At 71.4% G+C, this 19,618-nt stretch carries 9 protein-coding genes and 1 tRNA gene; 6 read left to right on the top strand and 4 right to left on the bottom strand.

The window, feature by feature from the left end; translation table 11 throughout:
• Nucleotides 1-30: 30 nt before the first annotated feature.
• From CA12_RS06475 to CA12_RS06485, 3 genes are all read right to left on the bottom strand, one after another.
• Complete coding sequence (locus CA12_RS06475) at nucleotides 31-1,503, bottom strand: DUF1501 domain-containing protein (RefSeq protein WP_145358047.1); 1,473 nt, start codon at nucleotides 1,501-1,503, stop codon at nucleotides 31-33.
• A gap of 66 nt (nucleotides 1,504-1,569) precedes the next feature.
• Nucleotides 1,570-6,498 (bottom strand): DUF1549 domain-containing protein, encoded by a 4,929-nt coding sequence (locus CA12_RS06480; RefSeq protein ID WP_145358048.1) that lies wholly within the window; start codon nucleotides 6,496-6,498, stop codon nucleotides 1,570-1,572.
• 173 nt (nucleotides 6,499-6,671) lie between these two features.
• Nucleotides 6,672-6,745 (bottom strand) — tRNA-Ile (locus tag CA12_RS06485).
• Between the two features lie 275 nt (nucleotides 6,746-7,020).
• Here CA12_RS06485 and CA12_RS06490 point away from each other — a divergent pair.
• From CA12_RS06490 to CA12_RS06505, 4 genes are all read left to right on the top strand, one after another.
• Nucleotides 7,021-10,155, top strand: coding sequence for a DUF7133 domain-containing protein (locus tag CA12_RS06490; protein ID WP_145358049.1), 3,135 nt, complete (start codon nucleotides 7,021-7,023; stop codon nucleotides 10,153-10,155).
• 501 nt (nucleotides 10,156-10,656) lie between these two features.
• Entirely contained in the window at nucleotides 10,657-11,883 is a 1,227-nt protein-coding gene (locus tag CA12_RS06495) for a XylR family transcriptional regulator (protein ID WP_242688141.1), read from the top strand.
• A gap of 85 nt (nucleotides 11,884-11,968) precedes the next feature.
• Complete coding sequence (locus tag CA12_RS06500; RefSeq protein WP_145361351.1) at nucleotides 11,969-13,006, top strand: galactitol-1-phosphate 5-dehydrogenase; 1,038 nt, start codon at nucleotides 11,969-11,971, stop codon at nucleotides 13,004-13,006.
• A gap of 98 nt (nucleotides 13,007-13,104) precedes the next feature.
• Nucleotides 13,105-15,057, top strand: a complete 1,953-nt coding sequence (locus tag CA12_RS06505; RefSeq protein ID WP_145358050.1) for a glycoside hydrolase family 2 protein — start codon at nucleotides 13,105-13,107, stop codon at nucleotides 15,055-15,057.
• Nucleotides 15,058-15,370: 313 nt separating this feature from the next.
• Here the strand turns inward: CA12_RS06505 and CA12_RS06510 are convergent, their stop codons facing one another.
• Nucleotides 15,371-16,978 carry a sulfatase gene (locus tag CA12_RS06510; RefSeq protein WP_145358051.1) on the bottom strand — a complete coding sequence of 536 codons (1,608 nt, stop codon included), beginning with the start codon at nucleotides 16,976-16,978 and terminating at the stop codon, nucleotides 15,371-15,373.
• A 289-nt stretch (nucleotides 16,979-17,267) separates the two neighbouring features.
• Here CA12_RS06510 and CA12_RS06515 point away from each other — a divergent pair, with 289 nt between their 5' ends.
• Together CA12_RS06515 and CA12_RS06520 are read left to right on the top strand one after the other, a co-directional pair.
• The gene (locus CA12_RS06515; protein WP_145358052.1) at nucleotides 17,268-17,987 is read left to right on the top strand and encodes a 3-keto-disaccharide hydrolase; all 720 of its coding nucleotides are present in this window, start codon (nucleotides 17,268-17,270) and stop codon (nucleotides 17,985-17,987) included.
• A 139-nt stretch (nucleotides 17,988-18,126) separates the two neighbouring features.
• Nucleotides 18,127-19,464 (top strand): outer membrane protein assembly factor BamB family protein, encoded by a 1,338-nt coding sequence (locus CA12_RS06520; RefSeq protein ID WP_145358053.1) that lies wholly within the window; start codon nucleotides 18,127-18,129, stop codon nucleotides 19,462-19,464.
• Nucleotides 19,465-19,618 lie beyond the last annotated feature (154 nt).

The raw sequence follows: 19,618 nt of genomic DNA on the forward strand, positions 1-19,618 counted from the left end.
GAATGGCCTACGCAGTGACATCCCAATACATCACGCGAACAGCCCCGTGACCGCCTCCGCCTTGACCAACTCCCGCGGTTGGTTGAGGTGATTATAAACAATCGTTTCCGGCTGGATGCCGAAGGCGTGGTAGATGGTGGCGAGCAGTTCGCCGGGGTGCACCGGGTCGGTCGCGGGGGCGCTGGCGGTGGCGTCGCTGGAGCCGTGCACATGGCCGCGGCGGATGCCGGCGCCGGCGACCAAACCCGTGTAGCAGTACGGCCAGTGGTCGCGGCCGTCGGCGGAGTTGTTGTTGCCGGAGGTGCTCACCCCCCGCTTCGGACTGCGGCCGAACTCGCCCACGGCGACCACCAGCGTGTCCTCCAGCAGCCCGCGGTCGTCCATGTCCGCCAGCAGGGCGCTCAGGCCTTCGTCGAACATCGGGCCGGACTGGTCCTTCATCCGCTTCGTCAGGGCCGTGTGCTGGTCCCAGGAGTGGTTGTCGCTGTTGGCGTGCTTCGGCCAGATCACCTCCACCACCCGCGTGCCGGCCTCCACGAGGCGGCGGGCCAGCAGCAGGCTCTGGCCGAAGGTGTTGCGGCCGTAGCGTTCGCGCATCGAATCCGGCTCCGCCTCCAGGTCGAAGGCGTCCCGGGCCCGGCCGCTGGCGACCAGTTCGAGGGCCTGCTCGTAGTACGTGTCGAGTTTGTGCTCGGAGACGGCCTGGTCGATCTCCCGCATGCCGTCCAGCACGCTTTTCCGCAGGTCCGCCCGCCGCCGCAGCCGGGCGGCGAACACGTCGTCCGGCAGTTTGAGGTCGTCGACCTTCACCGTCGCCAATTTGTCCATCTGCATATCGTCCCCCGGCGGGTAGAGCGTATACGGGTCGTACGCCTTGCCGAGGAAGCCCGCGGTCCCGCCCTTGCCGACGACGTTCGACTCCTGCAGCGGCCGGGGCAGCATCACGAAGGGCAGCATCGGCTCGGTCGCCGGCCGCAGGCGGATTAAATTCGAACCGAAGTTCGGAAAGTCCTTCGGGCTGGGCGGCTCCAACTGGCCGGAGGGGCTGACCTTGTCCGTCGTATAGCCGGTCATCATCTGATAGATGGCGGCGGTGTGGTTGAACAGCCCGTTGGGGGTGTAGCTGAGGGAGCGGATCAGCGTCGCTTTATCGAGCTGCTGGGAGAGCTTCGGCAGGATTTCCGTGACGTTCACCCCGGGGACGACCGACGGGATCGTCTTGAAGGCGCTGCGGACGTTGTCCGGCACGTTCTCCTTGGGGTCCCACAGGTCCAGTTGGCTCGGCCCGCCCTGCAGGTAGACCATGATGATGCTCTTGGCCCGGTTCCAGCCGGGCGCCCCGCTGCCGCCGCCGGTCTCTGCCGCGCGGGCCCGGAGGTTCAGCATCGACGCCAGCGAGAGCCCCAGCACGCCGGAGCCGCCGACCCGGAGCAGGTCGCGGCGGGTGTGACCCGCGTGGGGATCGCAGAGGTCTTTGCCGCGGGAGCCGGGGAGGATGAACATCGGTGGCGGGCGGGCGGGGGGGCGGACGTAACGCGGGGGCCCCGCGGGGCCCCCGCGTTAGAAAGACTAATGGTTGAACAAAAACTCCGGGCTGTTGATCAGCGCCCAGGCGAAGTCCTGCACCGCGGTCAGGCGGACGGTCTCCAACTGTTTGGCGCTGAGGGCCACGTCGGCCCGCAGCCGGGCCAGTTGAGAATCGACCGGGACCGGCTTCTGGGCGGAGGCCAACCGGGCCTCCCGCTGCGCCAACCCCGGGTCCTTCGGCAGCGGTTGGCGGGCCGCGTTCCGGGCGTCGGTCAGCGTTTGATACTCGCCGTCGTCCTTGAGCTGGAGCGTCCGGACGGCGTTCTTCTGCTCGTCGGTGCGATTCTCCGGAGCGGTCGCCAGCAAGCTCGCGGACTCCGCCGGCAGGCCCAGCGGGACCGGCCGCGGCTGGCGGGCGACGCTCAGCCGGAACCGGCCCAGCGCGTGCTTGCCGTCCTGGTACTGCTGGTCGATGACGATCTTCAGCCGCGACCCACCGACGACGCCCACGTCGGACGCCGTTTCAAACACCGCCCAGTGGTCCTGGCCGGTTTGCGGGACGATCGCCCAGCCGTTGCTGTTGGCCGGGCTCTTGCCGTCGATCGCCGTGGCGACCGCGTAATTGTCCTGGCTGAAGTCCGCCTGCGGGTTCTGCAACGGCACCGGCGTATAACCGGGTTCGTCGTCCCCCGGCGGGGCGGCGAAGACGGAGAACTCGCTGACGACGAAATTCATCGACCGCCCCGGGCCGTTGCCGGGCAGGTCCTTATCAGTGAGGGCGTCCAGCCGGAAGGCGGTGATCCCGGCGACATCCGTTTCAAACTCCAGTTCATAAGCCGTCTTGCCCTCGGGGCCGCTGGCGAAGATCGAACCGTCGTCGCGGACTTCCAGCTTGGCCCCGTTGGTGGAGGTCATGGCGACCGGCGTGAGCGTGGTCCACTCGACCACCTCGGCGCTGCGTTCGGCCTCCCACGCCGGCAGGCGTGCGTCGGCGGCCTGTTCGTAGTCCTTGAGGGCCTGCTCCGCCGCGGCGAGTTTCTCGGCCCGTTCTTTTTCCCGCTCGGCGAGCTTGGGGGCAATCTCTTCTTGATAGGAAGTGAGATCCGCCTCGGCGGCGGCGATCGCGGCCTGACGTTCGGCCTGCAACGCCGATTCGCGGTCCGCCCACCCGGCTTCGCGCTCGGCGAGCTTGGCTTCGAGGGCGGCGTGGTCCTCGGCGACGCGGTCGAGGGCGGTCTTGACGGCCTGCACCTCGGACTCCTGCGCCGGGCGGCTGAGCACCCGCATCACCACGGCGTCGACCAGGGCGCGGTCGTCTTTGATCTCCGCGGCCAGTTCGTCCAGCGAACCGGCCGGGTCGGAGAGCGCCCGGCTGACGGTCGGGCCGCTGACCAGCGCCATCACCGGGCCGAGCTGCACCTCGTCGCTGCGTTCGCACTCGCAGGCGCTTTCCCGCACCGGCCGACCGAAGGTGTTGAGGAACCCGTCCGACAGGCCCGCGGCGGCGTCCGGCAGCGTGGCGGCCCGGGCGCCGGCCGGCAGGCCGGGCAGCTTCGAGGGCGTGCCGGTCACCTGATGAATCGCGTCGTACAGGGCCTCGGCCGGCAGCCGGCGGGGGGTGGCCCGGGCGTAATTCCGGGCGTCGTCCTCGTTCCACTCGTTCGAGGCGACGGAGAGTTGATACGTCCGCGACTTGCAGATTTCCCGAATCAGTTCCCGCACGTTGAAATCGCCGGCGACGAATTGATGCGTGAGGTGATCCAGCAGTTCGGGATTGGTGGGCGGGTTGCCGGCCCGGATGTCGTCCACCGGCTCGATCAGCCCCACGCCGGTGAGGTAGCCCCACATGCGGTTGGCGTAGCTGCGGGCGAAATAGGGGTTCTCGGCGCTCGTCGCCCAGTCCGCGAAGCGTTCGCGGCGGGTGCGGTCGTCGGCGGATTCGCCGTCATTGGCGTCGCCCTCAGGCTGCGTTTCGGCGCTGGCCAATTCGAAGGGGAACTGCGGCTCCGCGACGGCGCCGGTGCGGTCGTGGATCATGTCGCCGGCGTTCTTGTCGCCGACGATCTCGTACAGCGGCGTCGCCCCCTCGACGGCGGAGCCGCCGATCGTCTTATCGCCGCCGGCCGGGTCCTTTTTGAGGTCGATGCGGGCGAAGAAGGCGGCGGTTTCGTAATATTGATCCTGCGTCCACCGCTCGAAGGGGTGGTCGTGGCATTTATTGCAGTTGAACCGCACGCCCAGGAACAGGTGCGTGGTGTTCTCCATGGTGAGGTCCGGCTCGCGGAGAATCTTGTAATAGCTCGCCGGCGGGTTCTCCTTATTCGAGCCGGCCGCGGTGAGAATTTTATGGGCGAATTCGTCGTAGGGGGTGTTGGCCCGCACCTCGCCGCGGATCCAGTCGCGGAAGGCGGTCGCCCCTTCCTTGCCCAGGAACTTGCCGTTCACCTGGAGCAGGTCGGCCCATTTATTGGACCAGTGCTCCACGAAGTCGTCCGAGCCGATCAATTCGTCGATCACCGCGTCCCGCTTTTCGCGGGTGGGGCGGTCGTCGGCGAGGAAGGCTTTCACCGCGTCCGCCGTCGGCGGCAGGCCGGTCAGGTCCAGGTGCACGCGGCGGAGGAAGGAGGCGTCGTCGCTCAGGCCGGAGGGGCGAATCTTCAACGTCTGCCATTTGTCGGCGACGAGTTCGTCGATTTTCCCCCAGGTCGGCGGGGTTTCCCATTCAAACCTGCTGCGGTCGCCCATCACGGTGAGGGTGGTGGCGGCGTAGGCGCCCTCGTAGCGGGCCAGCACCGGGGCCTCGCCGCGACGGACCGCGGTCAGGGCGCCGGCCGCGTCCGCGGTGGCGACCTCGCCGTCGCCGGTTTCGACGAAGGCCTCGCTCGTCACGTCGCGGGTCGTGCCGTCGGCGAAGGTGGCGACGACGCCGAACTGAACCGTCTCCCCCGCCGCCTCCAGCACCGGATCGGCCGGCGTCAGGGCGATGGAGGCCACCCGCGGGGCGTTCTGGTCGAGGTGGGCGCCGTCCGCGATCCAGGCCCGCAGGATCTTATAATAGTCGGCGTCCTTCGTGGTGAGCTGCCCGCCCTCGTGGGGCACCGCGGCGGTCGCCTTGAGCAGCATCAAACTGTCGTCCGGGCTGGCGACGTTCACCCGCCGGGCGGCGTGGTCGTCCGTCAGCGCCCGCACGTCGAACAGCGGGTCGTAGCCCCGCAGGCTCAATTTGAACCCGTTCTTCCCGTCCTTCGACCCGTGACAGGTCCCCGCATTGCAGCCCATCTTGGAGAGCACGGGCGTCACGTCCTGAATATAATCCACACTTTTAGTAACGCCGAGGCCCCGTGGGGCCTCGGCGTTATCGGCTTCGACCAGTTCCGCGGGCACCTCGACGGTCTGCTCCGGCTCGACCGGGGCGGGGGAGAAGGTCCGGGCGATCTTCGCCGCGGCGACGTCGATCAGCCGGACGACGCCGTCGGAGCCGCTCGCCGCGACCGTGGCCCCGTCCGGGCTGACGGCGACGGCGTAGATCGCCGCGTCCGGCACCGGCACGCGGGCCAGCAGGTCGACGCCCTGGTCCCGATAGTCGCTGAGGACCTTCATCTGATCCGCGTTGCGGCCGGCGGGGATAGAGGCCATCGCGTCCAGCACCGGCTTGGGGATTTCGTCGTCGTAATTGAAGGTGGCGACGATCACCTCGCCCGCCCCGTCCAGCCCGCTGCCGGCGACGATGCGGTCGCCGTCGGCGTCGAACTGCACGGCGAAGGTCCGCCCGTGCATCGGGAACAGATCGAGCACATGGTTCGCGTCGTCCCCGATCTTGCGGGGCGTGTGCCGGAATAATTGAAAGACCTTCGGCAGCCCGTCGGCCCCGCCGACGACCACTAAATCGCGGGTCGGGTGCCGATCGATCGCCTGCACGCCGCCCTTGAGAGCCCCGGGGGTGATCGAGGTGACGTTGTCCTCGAAGCGGCCGGTGGCGACCTCGGTCAATTTGACCGTGCCGTCGCGGCCGGCGCTGAGGACGTGGGAGCCGTCGGCGTCGAAGGCCGTGGCCAGCGCCCAGTCGGTGTGCGAGGCCATCCGCACCAGCCGCGCGCCAGTGGTCGCGTCCAGCACGTGGACGGCGTTGTCGGCCCCGGCGACGGCCACCTTCGAGCCGTCCGGCGCCCAGCTCGCCCCGTAGGTCGTGTCCGCGGTCAGCGGCACGCTGAGGGCCAGCGTTCCCCCCGTCTTCACCCCGTTCCCGTCGGCCGTCAGGTCCCACAGTTGCAGCTCCCCCGTCCGCCCCGGCAAGCCCCCGGCGACCGCCAGGCGGGTTCCGTCCGGTGAGAACCGCACGGATTGCACCCGCTCCGAGAGCCCCACCAGCCGCCCGGTCCGTTCGCCGCTCGCCGGGTTCGTCAACAACACCTCATGAAAGCCGGCGACCGCGAGGGTCTGGCCGTCCGGCGCCCAGTCCAACGAGGCGACGACCGGCGGCCGGGTGTATTCCGGCGGGTGGGCGGCGTCGTACCGCGGGCCGGCGGCGGGCAGGTCGTGCGTCGCCCCCTGGTCGATCCAGCGGCGGAGCAGAGCGAGTTCCTCCGAGGAGAGCGGCGGCCCCTCCGGCGGCATCTCGGCCCGGCCGTCGGCGTCCGGCGTGACCCGTTCCAGCAGGAAGCTGTCGGCGGTTTTGCCGGGCGCGATCGCCGCCAGGCCGCTGTCCCCGCCGGCGAAGAACGCCTGCGGGTCGGTCATCACGTAGCCGCCCTCGGCCTTGGCCGGCTGGTGGCAGCCCAGGCACTTCGCCTGCAACGCCGGCCACAGATCTTCGGCGAGGCTGACGGCCTCGGCCCCGGGGGCGGTCTTCTCCGCGGCGTCGTTCGGGGCCGGTTCGTCCCCGACGGCCGGTTCGGCGAGGACTCCCCCCCCGAGCCAGCCCCAGACGGCCAAGGCCGCGACGAACGAACGGGGTGCGAACGGACGGGGCATATGACAGCCGGCCGGCGTGCGGGGAGGGGGAGCGTTGTCAAGACTCAACGCCCGGGGGGAGCCTCATCTTACAGCGGTCCCCCCGCACCCATCAACGCCCCGCGATCTTTCCCCCGACGCCCCGCCGGACGAACGCGGGCGGAACGCGAGGCGAACCGCCCGGGAGAAACGACTAGGGCCGGCGGGACTCGAACCCGCAACCGAGCGATTATGAGTCGCGCGCTCTAACCGATTGAGCTACGGCCCCCTGGCACTGCGAGAATAGGCGTTTGCGTCGGTCGTCGGTAGTCTGGCCGGCGTTTGCGGGCGGGTTTGGTCTCTGACCTGTTCGTCGGAGCGGAGCGCACTGCAAACGCGGCCTCCGCTCGCTGGCGCCGGGATCGGGTCGTTTCGGTCCGGTCGCGGCGGCGGCGGCGTCCGCAGTCCGCCGCTATGGTCAGTCGCGACAGAGCCCGCGAACACGGGCCGCCCGAGGTCCGGCGTGTAACCGGCGTGAGACGACGATCTGAATAGGACGATTTGATGACGGCGAGCCCGATTGCGTTCTCGACAGTCGTCCCGGCGCTCTGCGTCGCGTGGCTCGCCGCGCCGCCGGCGGATTCGACGCTCGTGGCGCCGACGGAGGCCCTGTCGCCGGCGGAGCAGCAAACGCAGTTTCGCCTGCCGCCCGGCTTTGAGATTCAGCTCGTCGCGGCGGAGCCGGAGATCGGGCAGCCGATGAACCTCGCCTTCGACGGGGCGGGGCGACTTTGGGTCACGCACTCCACCACCTATCCCTTCCCGGTCGAGGGGCCGGGCACGGAGCCGCGGGCGGGGGGGCTGGACGGCACGACCCCCGGCCCGCCGCGGGACCGGCTGTCCGTGCTGTCGGACTTCGCGGCGGACGGGCGGGCCCGGTCGGTCGAGCACGTCGCCGACGACCTCAACATCCCCATCGGCCTGCTCCCGCTGGACGGCGCGGGGGCGGACGACGCCGGCGGGACGCTGGTGTACTCAATCCCGAACCTCTGGCGCACGCCCCCCGGCGGCGGGGAAAAGACGCCGCTCGTCACGGGTTACGGCAACGTCGACGCCCACGGGATGACGAACTCCTTCACCCGCGGCCTGGACGGCTGGATCTACGCCTGCCACGGCTTCCGGAACGACTCGCGCCTCGTCGGCTCCGACGGCTCGACGCTGCCTCTCAACTCCGGGAATACCTATCGGTTCCAGCCGGACGGATCCCGGCTGCAACAATTCACCCACGGGCAGGTGAACCCCTTCGGCATGACCTTCGACCCGCTGGGGAACATTTATAACGCCGACTGCCACTCCCGCCCGCTGACGTTGTTGCTCCGCGGGGCCTATTACCCGAGCTTCGGGAAGCCGGACGACGGACTCGGGTACGGGCCGGAGATGATCGACCACAGCCACGGCTCGACCGGCATCTGCGGGGCCGCGTGGTACGACGCCGATCATTTTCCGCAGGAATACCGGGACGCTTTATATCTCTGCAACCCGGTCACTGGCCGCGTGCACCGCGACCGGGTGCGGTGGGCCGGCTCGACCGCCCGCGCGGACACCCAGCCGGACTTCGTCCGCTGCGACGACCCGTGGTTCCGGCCGGTCTACGTCACGCTCGGGCCGGACGGGGCGTTGTATCTGGCGGACTTCTATAATGCCGTCATCGGGCATTACGAGGCGCCCCTCGACCACCCGGCCCGCGACCGGCGGCGGGGCCGGATCTGGCGGATCGTGTGGCGGGGCGAAGGGACGGAGGAACAGGCCGACCCGCCGCCGGCGCCGGTCGATCTGGCGGTCCTTCCGGCGGACGCCCTTGCCGATCATTTCGCCGATCCGAACATCGCCGTGCGGACCGCGGCGACGCACGAGTGGGTCGACCGCGTCGGGGCGGCCGGCGCCGCGACGTTGGACGGGCGGATGAACGATTCCGAACCGACCTTCCGTGTGCACGCCGCCTGGGCGCTCCATCGAGCCGGCGGGCTGACCGACGACCGACTCGCGGCGCTGCTGGCCGACCCGGACCGGACGGTGCGGACGCACGGGGCGAAGCTCCTCGCCGAGCGCGACGCCGCGGACGACCTGCCGCGACTGAAAACGCTGCTGGCGGACGCCGACCCGTTCGTGCGGCGGGCCGCCGCCGAGGCCCTCGGTCGGCGACCGGACGCCGGGCACGTCCGCCCGCTGCTGACGGCCCTCGCCGCCGCGGAGAGCGGGACGGCGGACGACGCGATGCTGATCCATCAACTCCGCATCGGTTTGCGGGATTGCCTGCGGGCGTCGGTCGACGGGGCGCCCACGCTCGCCGCGGATGAGTTCACCTCGGAAGAGCGCCGCCGTCTCGCCGGGGTTCTGGTCGCCGTGCCCACGGCGGGCGGGGCGGAGGCGCTGGCCGCGCTGCTGGCGCCGGAGGGGCCGCCGTTCCCCCCGGCCGACGTCGAGCGGTTCGTCGCCCACGTCACCCGGTACGGATCGGACGAACGGCTGGACGAACTGCTGGCGAAGCGGTGGGAGACGACCGCCGACCCGCTGCGTCGCGTCGGGTTGCTGCGGGCGGCCGCGGAGGCGCTGCGGCAGCGGGGGGCGGATCCGACCGCCGTGCTGGGCGAGCGGGGCCGGGCGACGGCGGCGGCGCTGCTGAACGCGTCCGGCGCCGGGGCGTTCGAGTCGACCGCCGCGGCCGCCGGGCTGATCGCGGAGTTGAACCTGACGGACGCCGCCGCGGGGCTGCGGGAGCGGCTCGCCGATCCGTCCGTCGGCCGCGCCGCGGCCGGGGCGTTGGCGGGGGCGTTGGCGACGCTGCGTCGCTCCGCGGCGGCGGACGCGGCGTCCCTGCTGATCAGCGACGGCGGCCTGGCCGGGCCGCAGTGGGACGGGTTGCGGGCGGCCCTCGCCGGCGGGAACGAACCGGCGGTCGCGGAGGCGGTCGGCGCGGCGTTGAGCGTCGCTCCGGCCCCGCTCCGCCGGGCCGCCGCCGAACGGCTCGCCGCGGACGCCGCGGGGGCAACCCTGCTGACGACCCTCGCCGAACGCGGCGCGATCCCCCCGCGGTTGCTGATCGACCCGACGGTCGGTCAGCGGTTGGGCGGCGTGGCGGACGCGGCGCTCGCCGCCCGCGTGGCCGCCCTCACCGCCGACCTGCCCGCGGAGGACGCGGGGCTGGAGGCGCTGCTCGCGGCCCGGGCCGCCGCCTTCGACCCGGCCGTCGCCTCCGCGGAGCGCGGGGCGGCGCTGTATAAAACGCAGTGCGCCGCCTGCCACGCGGTCGGCGGCGTCGGCGGCGCCGTCGCCCCGCAACTGGACGGCGTGGGCGTCCGCGGGGTCGCCCGGCTGTGCGAGGACGTGCTCGCCCCGCACCGCAACGTCGACGCGGCGTTTCGCACCGTGCTGCTCGTGCTGGAGGACGGCCGCGTGGTCACCGGGCTGCCCCGGCGCACGGAGGGCGAAACGTTGATCCTGGCCGACGCGGAGGGCAAGGAGTTCGCCGTGCCCACGACCGCCGTGCTGGACCGGGCCGATTCGCCGCTCTCCCTGATGCCGGGCAACTTCGGCGAAACGCTGACCGAGACGCAGTTCGCCGACCTGCTGGCCTACCTGCTCGCCCAGCGGGAGCCCGCCCAGCAGGAGCCTGCGGAGGGAGCCTCCGCCGCGAAGTGACGCGACCGGCCGGTCGTCACGCGTTCGCGAGTTCCTCGGACGTGGCGCTGCCGAGGCGGGATTTCCGCTGGTCCTGATCGCCGAAACGCCGCCGCTTGGCCGTCTTCGCCGCGATGGTGCGGAGCGTGGACGCCGGCGTGGGACAGATCGTGGACCGTCTACGGGCGACCTGGTCATCACGCGATTCTGTTCCTCAGCGACAACGGGGCCTGGGGGTTCGACCACCGGGGCGGCCACGCCCTCCGAAGCGGCGGCCGTCACCAGGGAGGTGAGCCTGGCGGCGACGCGGACGGGGAACCGGAGGACGCTCCGCGTGAACGACGGCGCCGCGGTCGCCGGCGACTCCCCGGGGCTCGTTCCCGTTCAGCCGATCGACCCGCTTTCCGCGGATGCGGAGGTCCGTCAAAGTGGCGGTCCCGATCGCTCCCCGTCGGCCCCGGCTCCGGCTGGGGCGGACGGGAGACGCGACGCCCGTCCGCCCCGCCGCCGACCGCAAAGCCCTTGTCCCGCAAATCCGGCTTGAACGCCCCGCCGCCCGCTTGCGGGCGGGCGCCCGCCCGCAAGCGGGTGGCGCTGCTGGTGGAAACCTCCAGCGGGTACGGGCGAGGCGTGCTCGCGGGGATCACGCGGTTCATGCGGATGCACGACGACTGGTCCGTGTTCCTCGAACAGCGGGACCTGACGCAGAGCCCCCCGAAGTGGCTGACCGGGTGGGACGGGGACGGGGTGATCTCGCGAGCGACCGCCCCGGAGCTGACCGCCGCCGCCGCGTCCGGCCTGCCGCTGGTGGAGATCGCCGACCGGGAGGAAGGCCGGGCGCAGATCCGGAGCGACGACGCGGCGATCGGCCGGCTCGCCGCCGAGCACCTGTACGACCGCGGCTACCGCCGGTTCGCCTACTGCGGGTTCTCCGGCGAGGCCTGGTCCGCCCGCCGGGAGCGGGGGTTCGTGGAGTACGTCGAGGGCCGCGGCGGGCGTTGCGAGCGGAATCACGTCTCCTGGTTGGGCCCCGGGGCGCTGCCCTGGGACGTGGACCGGGGCCGCCTGGGCGAGTGGCTGGCGACGATCCCGCGGCCGCTCGGCGTGATGGCCTGCAACGACGTCCGCGGCCAGCAGGTGCTCGACGCCTGCGCCGCGCGGCGGTTCGCCGTGCCGGAGGACGTGGCGGTGATCGGCGTGGACGACGACGACCTGCTCTGCCGGCTCAGTTCCCCGCCGCTCTCCAGCGTGATCCCGGACGCGGAGGGCGTCGGGTACCGGGCGGCCGAACTGCTGGCCGCTCAGATGAACGGCGAACCGACGCCTCCCTCCGCGGAACTGATCCCGCCGCTGGGCATTGCGACGCGGCAGTCCACCGATGCGGTGGCGATCGCCGACGCCGGCGTCGCCGCGGCGCTGAACTACATCAGCCAGCACGCCTGCCGCGGGATCTCAGTGGACGAGGTCGTCCAGAACGCCTCGGTCTCCCGCAGCACCCTAGAGCGGAAGGTTCGCAAGCACCTGGGCCGCACGCCCCAGGAGGAGATTCGTCAGGTGCAGGTCAAACGCGCCTGCGAACTGCTCCAGACAACGGACCTCACCATCGAGCGAATCGCGGCCCTGTGCGGGTTCGAGCACCCGGAGTACCTGCACGTCGTCTTCAAGCGGATCACCGGGCGAACGCCGGGCCAGTTCCGCGCCGACGCCGCCGCGGGCCGCTCGAAGTCGCCGCATCTGGTTGACGCCTGATCTCAGGGCGGCGCCCCGTCGATTGTGCCGCCGACCTTCCGCGCTTACGGTGAGCCGCCCGCCCCCGGTCCGATCCGACGAAGCGATGAAGGCGCTGCTGCTCTCCGACCTGAAACAGCTTGAGGTCGTCGACTTCGACACCCCGACGCCGGGCCCGCGGGATCTGCTCGTGCAGGTCCGGGCGTGCGGGATCTGCGGCAGCGACGTGCACGGGTACGACGGCGGCAGCGGACGCCGCATCCCCCCGCTGGTGATGGGCCACGAGGCCGCCGGCGTCGTCGCGGAGGTCGGCTCCGAGGTGACGGGCTTTCGGCCCGGCGACGCCGTCACGTTCGACTCCACGATCTTCTGCGGGACCTGTCACTTCTGCCGGCAGGGGCGGGTCAACCTCTGCGAGGACCGGCAGGTGCTGGGCGTCTCCTGCGGCGACTACCGCCGCCACGGCGCCTTCGCCGAATACGTCGCGGTTCCCCAGCACGTCTCCTACAAGCTGCCGGAGGGGCTGTCGTTCGAGCACGCCGCGATGATCGAGGCCGTCTCCGTCGCCGTGCACGCGGTCGGCCGGACGCCGGTGCGGCTGGGCGACACGGCCGTCGTCGTCGGCTGCGGAATGATCGGGCTGCTGACGATTCAGGCGGCCCGGCTGGCCGGCTGCACGCGGGTCGTCGCCGTCGATCTGGACGCCACCCGGCTGGCGCGGGCGAAGGCGCTGGGGGCGGACGTGACGCTGAACGCCAAGGACGTCGACGTGCCGCAGGCCGTCCGCGACCTGACCGACGGCCGCGGGGCCGACGTCGCGTTCGAGGTCGTCGGCACGCCGCCGACGGTCAAGACGGCGATCGACAGCGTCCGCAAGGGCGGGGCGATCACGCTGGTCGGCAACCTCGCCCCGACCGTGGAGTTCCCGCTGCAATCGGTCGTCACCCGGGAGCTGTCCCTGTTCGGGACCTGCGCCTCCAGCGGGGAGTACCCCGCCTGCATCGACCTACTCGCCCGCGGGGCGATCCGGGTCGCGGACCTCATCACCGCCACCGCCCCGCTGGAGGAGGGGGCCGACTGGTTCGCCCGCCTCTACGACGGCGAAGCCGGCGCGATGAAGGTGATCCTCGACCCCACCCGCTGAGCGGACCGCATTCGTCCCAGTCCCGTGCGGCCGGGGCGCCTGAGGCGCGCCGGCCGCACCCGCAGCAGACCTCGTCCCCTTTCGAGTCGCCCCGCCCGATGACGCTCAAACTCACCCTCGCGGTCGCCGGTCTGGCGGCCCTCGCCGCCCCCGGGGCCGCCCCCGCCGCGGACTGGTCCCCCGTCGCCGATTCGATGCTCACCCGCTGGGGCAAGACCGTCGAGCCGGAGTCGGCCTGGTCGGAATACCCGCGGCCGACGATGGTTCGGCCGCAGTGGCAGAACCTCAACGGCCTCTGGCAGTACGCCGTGACCCCCGCCGCCGCCGGCCCGCCGACGGAGTGGGACGGCGAGATCCTCGTGCCGTTCGCCCTCGAAGCCCCGCTGTCCGGCGTCGGCCGCCGCCTGGGAGCGGACGAGGCCCTCTGGTACCGCACCACGTTCCCCGCCGCGGAGGGCGACGCGAACCAGGACGGCGACGCGAACCGGCAAGGCGACCGCACGCTGCTGCACTTCGAGGCGGTCGACTACGCCTGCGAGGTGTGGGTGAACGGGCAGTCCGTCGGCACGCACGTCGGCGGGAACCTGCCGTTCCGCTTCGACGTGACCAAGGCCCTCGCCGCCTCCGACAAGCCGGCGACGCTGACGGTGAAGGTCCGCGACGCGACCGACGCCGCCGGGGAATATCAGCTCCGCGGCAAGCAGGTGAACGAGCCGGAGGGCATCTGGTACACGCCGGTCTCCGGCATCTGGCAGACGGTCTGGACCGAACGCGTCCCCGCCGCGGCGATCTCCGCGGTGGACTTCGACACGAAGATCGACGGCTCCGTCGCCGCGACGGTCGCGGTCGACGGGCCGACCGGCGCGGAAGCGTCGACCCGGGTGACCGTGCTGGACGGCGGCCAAGAAGTCGCCTTCGCGACCGGTTCCCCCTCCGCTCCGGCCGGCGAGGTCTCGCTGTCCATCCCCGACCCGAAGCTGTGGTCGCCGTCGTCGCCGCACCTGTACGACGTGAAGGTCGAACTGCTCGACGGAGACCGGGTCGTGGACGCGGTCACGTCCTACGTCGGCGTGCGTGAGGTCGGCACGGAGCGGGACGGGAACGGCGACCTGCGGCTGACGCTCAACGGGAAGCCGCTGTTCCACTGGGGACCGCTCGATCAGGGCTGGTGGCCGGACGGGCTGCTCACCCCGCCCTCGGACGAGGCGATGCGGTTCGACGTCGATTGGCTCAAGTCCGCCGGCTTCAACATGATTCGCAAGCACATCAAGGTGGAGCCCCGCCGGTATTACGCCCACTGCGACCGCGTCGGCATGCTGGTCTGGCAGGACCAGCCCTCCGGCGGGAAAGACGAGCGGACCGGCGAGTGGCCCCGCTGGCACCGTCTGGCGGACAAGTACCTCGGCGACCCGAAGCGGACCGTCGACTATTCCTCTTTGAAGCTCGACGCCGACTGGCCCGACGCCGCCCACGAGCAATACATGCGGGAATTGAAGGGGATGGTCGACCATCTGGACGTTCACCCCTCGATCGTCTGCTGGGTGCCCTTCAACGAACGCTGGGGCCAGCACCGGACGGCGGAAGTCGGAAAGTGGCTGAAGGAGTACGACCCCTCCCGGGCCGTGAACGTCGCCAGCGGCGGCAACTTCGCCCCGGTCGGCGACATCGCCGACGAGCACGCCTACCCGCACCCGTTCTTCGACACTGAGGAACCCCGCTACGACGACTTCGTCAAAGTCGTCGGCGAGTTCGGCGGCCACGGCTGGCCGGTGAAGGGCCACCTCTGGAACGAGTCCACGCGGAACTGGGGCTACGGCGGCCTGCCGAAAACCAAGGAGGAATACGTCAGCCGCTACGAGGAGTCGATCCGGCGCCTCGCCGACCTGAAAGCGAAGGGGATCGCGGCGGGGATCTACACCCAGACGACCGACGTCGAGGGCGAGATCAACGGCCTGCTGACCTACGACCGGGAGAACGTGAAGGTCCCCGCCGAACGCCTGAAGCAGATCGCCGAAGACGCCGGCCTGATCGGTCCGGCGACTGGGAGGTAAACGGCGGCTTCCGGGCCGACGGCGACCCCGGGCCTTCGCTCATCCGCTGGACCGACGCGAAAAGGACCTGCGCTCCCGGGGCTCGCCGGGGTTGGGCGTGGCGCCGGTCAGAGACCACGTTCCGTCGGGGTCGCGGGCGATGAACGGATCGCGGATCCAGCCGCCGGTCGGGTGCAGCGCCTAGAGCGGTCCGCGGATCGCCGTAGCGGCGGCTTCCAGCCGCCGACTCTCGACACGGCCCTTTTCGAACTCCCGCTCGCTCCGCTCTCGGACGGCGGCAGGATGCCGCCGCTACGGATCTTCGAGTCCTGTCCTAGTCGTGCGCCTCCAGCCCGGCGGCGATTTCCGCCCGGGTCATCGGCGGGGCCGGCTTCGCCGCGGCCTGCGCCGGCGTCTCGCCCGGCTTGAGGGGTTTCGGGTAGTCCGCCAGCGTCGCCCGCAACCGCTCCACGACCTGCGGCCGTTCCTCGGCGAGGTTCCGCGTTTCGAGCGGATCGTCCCGGTAGTCGTACAGCTCCAGCAGCGCCGGGGCCTCCGGGACGCGATGGTCGATCCACTCCACCAGGCGGTAGCGGTCGGTGCGGATCGCGCGGCCCAGCCGTTGCTTGGGGAACACGTGATAGGCGTGATCGCGAACCCGGGCCGCGGGGTCCTTTAACACCGGGACGAGGCTCACCCCGTCGATCGGCTGCGGCCCCCGGGGGGTCGGCAGGCCGCAGAGTTCCGTCAGCGTCGGGAACACGTCGACGCTCTCCGCCAGTTGGCCGGTCGCCGCGCCGGCCGACACGCCGGGGCCGGCGAACAGCAGCGGGATGCGGGCGGCCTGCTCGAAGTTGGTGTGCTTCGTCCAGATGCCGTGGTCGCCGAGGTGGAACCCGTGGTCGCCCCACAGCACAACCACGGTGTTCTCCGCGAGTCCCAACTCGTCCAGCGCCGCGATCAGCTTGCCGACCTGGGCGTCGGCGTAGCTCACGCCGGCGTAGTACCCGTGCACCAGCGTCTTCGCGAGTTCCGAGCCGGGCTCCGGATCGCCTCCGTCGGGGATCGGTTTGTAGGCGTTGATCTCCCCGCCTCGCTTTATCGCGACCCCCGGGGCGCCGTCCGGGGCCTCCACGAATTCCGCGGCGGGCAGTTCGTCCGGGTCGTACAGGTCCCAGTACCGCTGCGGCACGCTGAAGGGCATGTGCGGCCGGGCCAGCCCGCAGGCAATGAAGAACGGGGTGCCCTCCGCCTCCCGCCGCGCCTTCGCGTCCCGGAGGCGCCGCACCGTTTCGGCCGTCACGCGGCCGTCGGCGTAGGCGTCGTCCGGCACGTCGGGCGATTCGTACGCGGCCCCCCGCGGCAGCTGGCCGATCCGGTCGAGCATCACGTTGCCGAACAGCGCCTCCTCGCGGGTGATCGGCCCGCCGACGTTCTCCGGGGCGACGTACTCGATCACCTTGTCCTTGAAGTGCGGGACCATGAAGGACTCCGGGTCGCCCTGGTTCCCGTGCCCGATGTGGAACACCTTCCCCAGCGACTCGGTCCGATAGCCGGCCGCGGCGAAGCGCTGGGGCAGGGTGACGGCGTCCGGCAGCGCCTGCCGCAGGTGGCTGCCGAGTCCGTAGAGGCCGGTGGACGTGCTGTGCGAGCCGAGCATCAGCGTGAACCGACTGGGGGCGCACACCGCCTGGTTGCAGTACGCCGCGTCGAACCGCACGCCGCGGGCGGCGAGGGCGTCCATATGCGGCGTCTGAGCTACCGCGTCACCGTAGCAGCCCAGTGCCGGCTTCAGGTCGTCCACCAGAATCATCAACACGTTCGGCCGCCCGGCCGCGGAGGGCCTGTCCGGTTCCTCCGCGGCGACCCCCGCGGGCTGTACCGCAAGGGCCGCGACGGCGAGCGCCGCGGCGAGGCGGACGGAGACGGGCGGCGGAATCATGCGAGCGAGCGGGTTGAACCGGGGAACGGCCCAGTCTATCGGGGCGGCCGACAGGAATTGCCCCTGAGACGGCGAGTCTCGATTGAAACCGCCGATCCCGTCCGCCGAGGGCGTCGTTCGCCGGCGCCCCCGTGCGGCCGGCGAACGACGCCGGTGAAACGATGGGCGCCTCGCAGCCCGCCGCGTCCGCTTCGGCGGCTTCGGGTTCCCGGTAGCATGTCGGCGACGATCTCTCGCCGCCCGGCCGCCGATCGACCGCTCCCCGCTCCCCCGACACGACCGCCGCCCGATGCCGTTCCGCACCGCCCTCGCCCTGACCGCCGCCGCCTCGTTCTGTTGCTCCGCGTTCGCGGACGACGGGCCGGCCGGTTCGAGGAGCCTGTTCGACGGGAAGACCCTCGACGGCTGGCACGCCGACGTGCCGGCCGCGGACGGCAAGCCGGAGACGAAGCCCTCCTTCGTCGTCCGCGACGGGATGCTCGTCAGCCTCGGCTCGCCGAACGGGCACCTCATCACCGACAAGACGCACGAGAACTACCGGCTGGAGGTCGAATACCGCTTCCCCGGCAAGCCCGGCAACTGCGGGGTGCTGGTGCACGCCTCCACGCCGCGGGCCCTCTATCAGATGTTCCCGCAGTCGATCGAGGTGCAGATGAACCACCAGCACGCCGGCGACTTCTGGTGCATTGAGGAGGACATCGCCGTGCCGGATATGGTCGAGCGCCGCGGCCCCAAGGAGAACTGGGGGATCAACGGGAGCAAGGCCCGCCGGATCCTCAACCTGACCGACGGCTCCGAGAAGCCGCTGGGCGAGTGGAACCGCATGACGATCGAGTGCGTCGGCGACGAGGTGAAGGTCTGGGTCAACGGCGACCTGGTGAACCACGGCCACGACTGCACCGCCGCCAGCGGTCAGATCGCCGTGCAGGCGGAAGGCTCCGAGGTGGAGTTCAAGAAGCTCCGGCTGACGCCGATCGAGACCCTCAGCGAAACGGCCCCGGCCGAGTGACCCCCGGGCGAGCCTGTCGCGTCCCGGACGGAGTTTCGTCACGGCCCGCACCCCGTGGCGCCCGCTCGCCGCGTTGTTTGCGGGGGCGGCCGTTAGACTGTTCGGGTTCCGATCCGCCCCCCGATCCGCGCTCGATTCCATGCGAAACGCCCTCGCCTCCGCCGGCACGTTCCTGTGGCTCGTCGTCCCGGCCCTCGCCGCGGACGGGGAGCGCTGGCCGCAGTGGCGGGGGCCGGACGGCAGCGGGCGGACCGCCGCCACGGACGTCGTCACGGAGTGGGGCCCCGAGCAAAACGTGCTCTGGCGCGCCAGCCTGCCGGAGGCGGGGAACTCCACGCCGGTCGTCTGGGGCGACCGCGTGTTCCTCACGCAGCCGTTGTCGGAGAACGATCAGCGGGCGCTGCTCTGCCTCGACCGCACCACCGGCGCCGAACTCTGGCGGCGGGCGGTGACCTACGACAAACCGGAGGCCACCCACAAAACGAACCCCTACGCCTCCGCCTCGCCCGCCGTCGACGGCGAACGGGTCGTCGCCTGGTTCGGGTCCGCCGGCCTGGTCTGCTGGGACCTGGAGGGCAAAGAGCTGTGGCGTCGCGACCTCGGCGAGCAACGGCACATGTGGGGCTACGGCTCCTCGCCGATCCTCCACGGGAACAACTGCATCCTGAACTTCGGCCCGGGCGAACGGGAGTTTCTCATCGCCGTCGACAAGAGCACCGGCGAGACCGTCTGGCAGGTCGACGCCCTGGACGACGAGGCCGAACGCGCCCACAGCGGCCCGGAAAACGACGGCAACTCCAAGGACTTCGATAAGGATGGCGACCGGGCGAACCGTCTCCGCGGCGCCTGGAGCACGCCGATCGTGATCACCGTCGACGGCCGTGACGAACTGATCGTGACGCTGCCCCGCCGCGTCAGCGCCTTCGATCCGGCGACCGGCGAACAGTTGTGGACCTGCGGCGGGCTCGGCCCGCTGGCGTACGCCTCGCCGATGGCCTCCGAGGACGGCATCGTCGTGGCCCTGGGCGGCTACGGCGGGGCCTGCCTGGCCGTGCGGGCCGGCGGCGAGGGCGACGTCACGGAGACCCGGCGGCTCTGGCACCAGCCCCGCGGGGTCGGCTACCTGGGGACCGGCGCCGTGGCCGACGGCGCCGTGTACGTCTGCGACATGGGCGGCGTCCTGCGCTGCCTCGACGTGCAGACCGGCAAGGAACTGTGGAAGTCTCGCGTCGCCGGCGGGGGCACCTGGTCCAGCGTGACCCAGACCGCCGACGGCCGCATGTTCCTGCTGACAAAGTCCGGCACCACCGCCGTGTTTCGGGCGAACCGGGAGGAGTACGAACCGATCGCCGCGAACGACCTGGACGAGTCCACAAACGCCTCCGTCGTGGCGGCGGGCGACGCCCTGTTCCTCCGCACCGACGACGCCCTCTGGGCCGTCGGCGCCCCGGCCGAGGGCGCCGCGGACGGCGAGTAGGCTGCTCCCGAGGGAGGGCCCTGTGACGAACGCTTGCGGTTTCGCGGGGCCCGAGAGCCCTCTGGCGCCGCGAAACCGCAAGCGATGCAAGCACCCCGAGAAGGCCCGACGGTTCGTCGGAGCAGTCGAACGCCGGACGTCGCCGCCCCGCCGC

The organism is Alienimonas californiensis (genome assembly GCF_007743815.1).
Taxonomy (GTDB): Bacteria; Planctomycetota; Planctomycetia; order Planctomycetales; family Planctomycetaceae; genus Alienimonas; species Alienimonas californiensis.

Excerpts from the sequence above, each read along its gene's own strand:
- CA12_RS06475 (WP_145358047.1), bottom strand. The coding sequence starts at position 1,503 with ATGTTCATCCTCCCCGGCTCCCGCGGCAAAGACCTCTGCGATCCCCAC.
- CA12_RS06480 (WP_145358048.1), bottom strand. The coding sequence starts at position 6,498 with ATGCCCCGTCCGTTCGCACCCCGTTCGTTCGTCGCGGCCTTGGCCGTC.
- CA12_RS06490 (WP_145358049.1), top strand. The coding sequence starts at position 7,021 with ATGACGGCGAGCCCGATTGCGTTCTCGACAGTCGTCCCGGCGCTCTGC.
- CA12_RS06500 (WP_145361351.1), top strand. The coding sequence starts at position 11,969 with ATGAAGGCGCTGCTGCTCTCCGACCTGAAACAGCTTGAGGTCGTCGAC.
- CA12_RS06505 (WP_145358050.1), top strand. The coding sequence starts at position 13,105 with ATGACGCTCAAACTCACCCTCGCGGTCGCCGGTCTGGCGGCCCTCGCC.
- CA12_RS06510 (WP_145358051.1), bottom strand. The coding sequence starts at position 16,978 with ATGATTCCGCCGCCCGTCTCCGTCCGCCTCGCCGCGGCGCTCGCCGTC.
- CA12_RS06515 (WP_145358052.1), top strand. The coding sequence starts at position 17,268 with ATGCCGTTCCGCACCGCCCTCGCCCTGACCGCCGCCGCCTCGTTCTGT.
- CA12_RS06520 (WP_145358053.1), top strand. The coding sequence starts at position 18,127 with ATGCGAAACGCCCTCGCCTCCGCCGGCACGTTCCTGTGGCTCGTCGTC.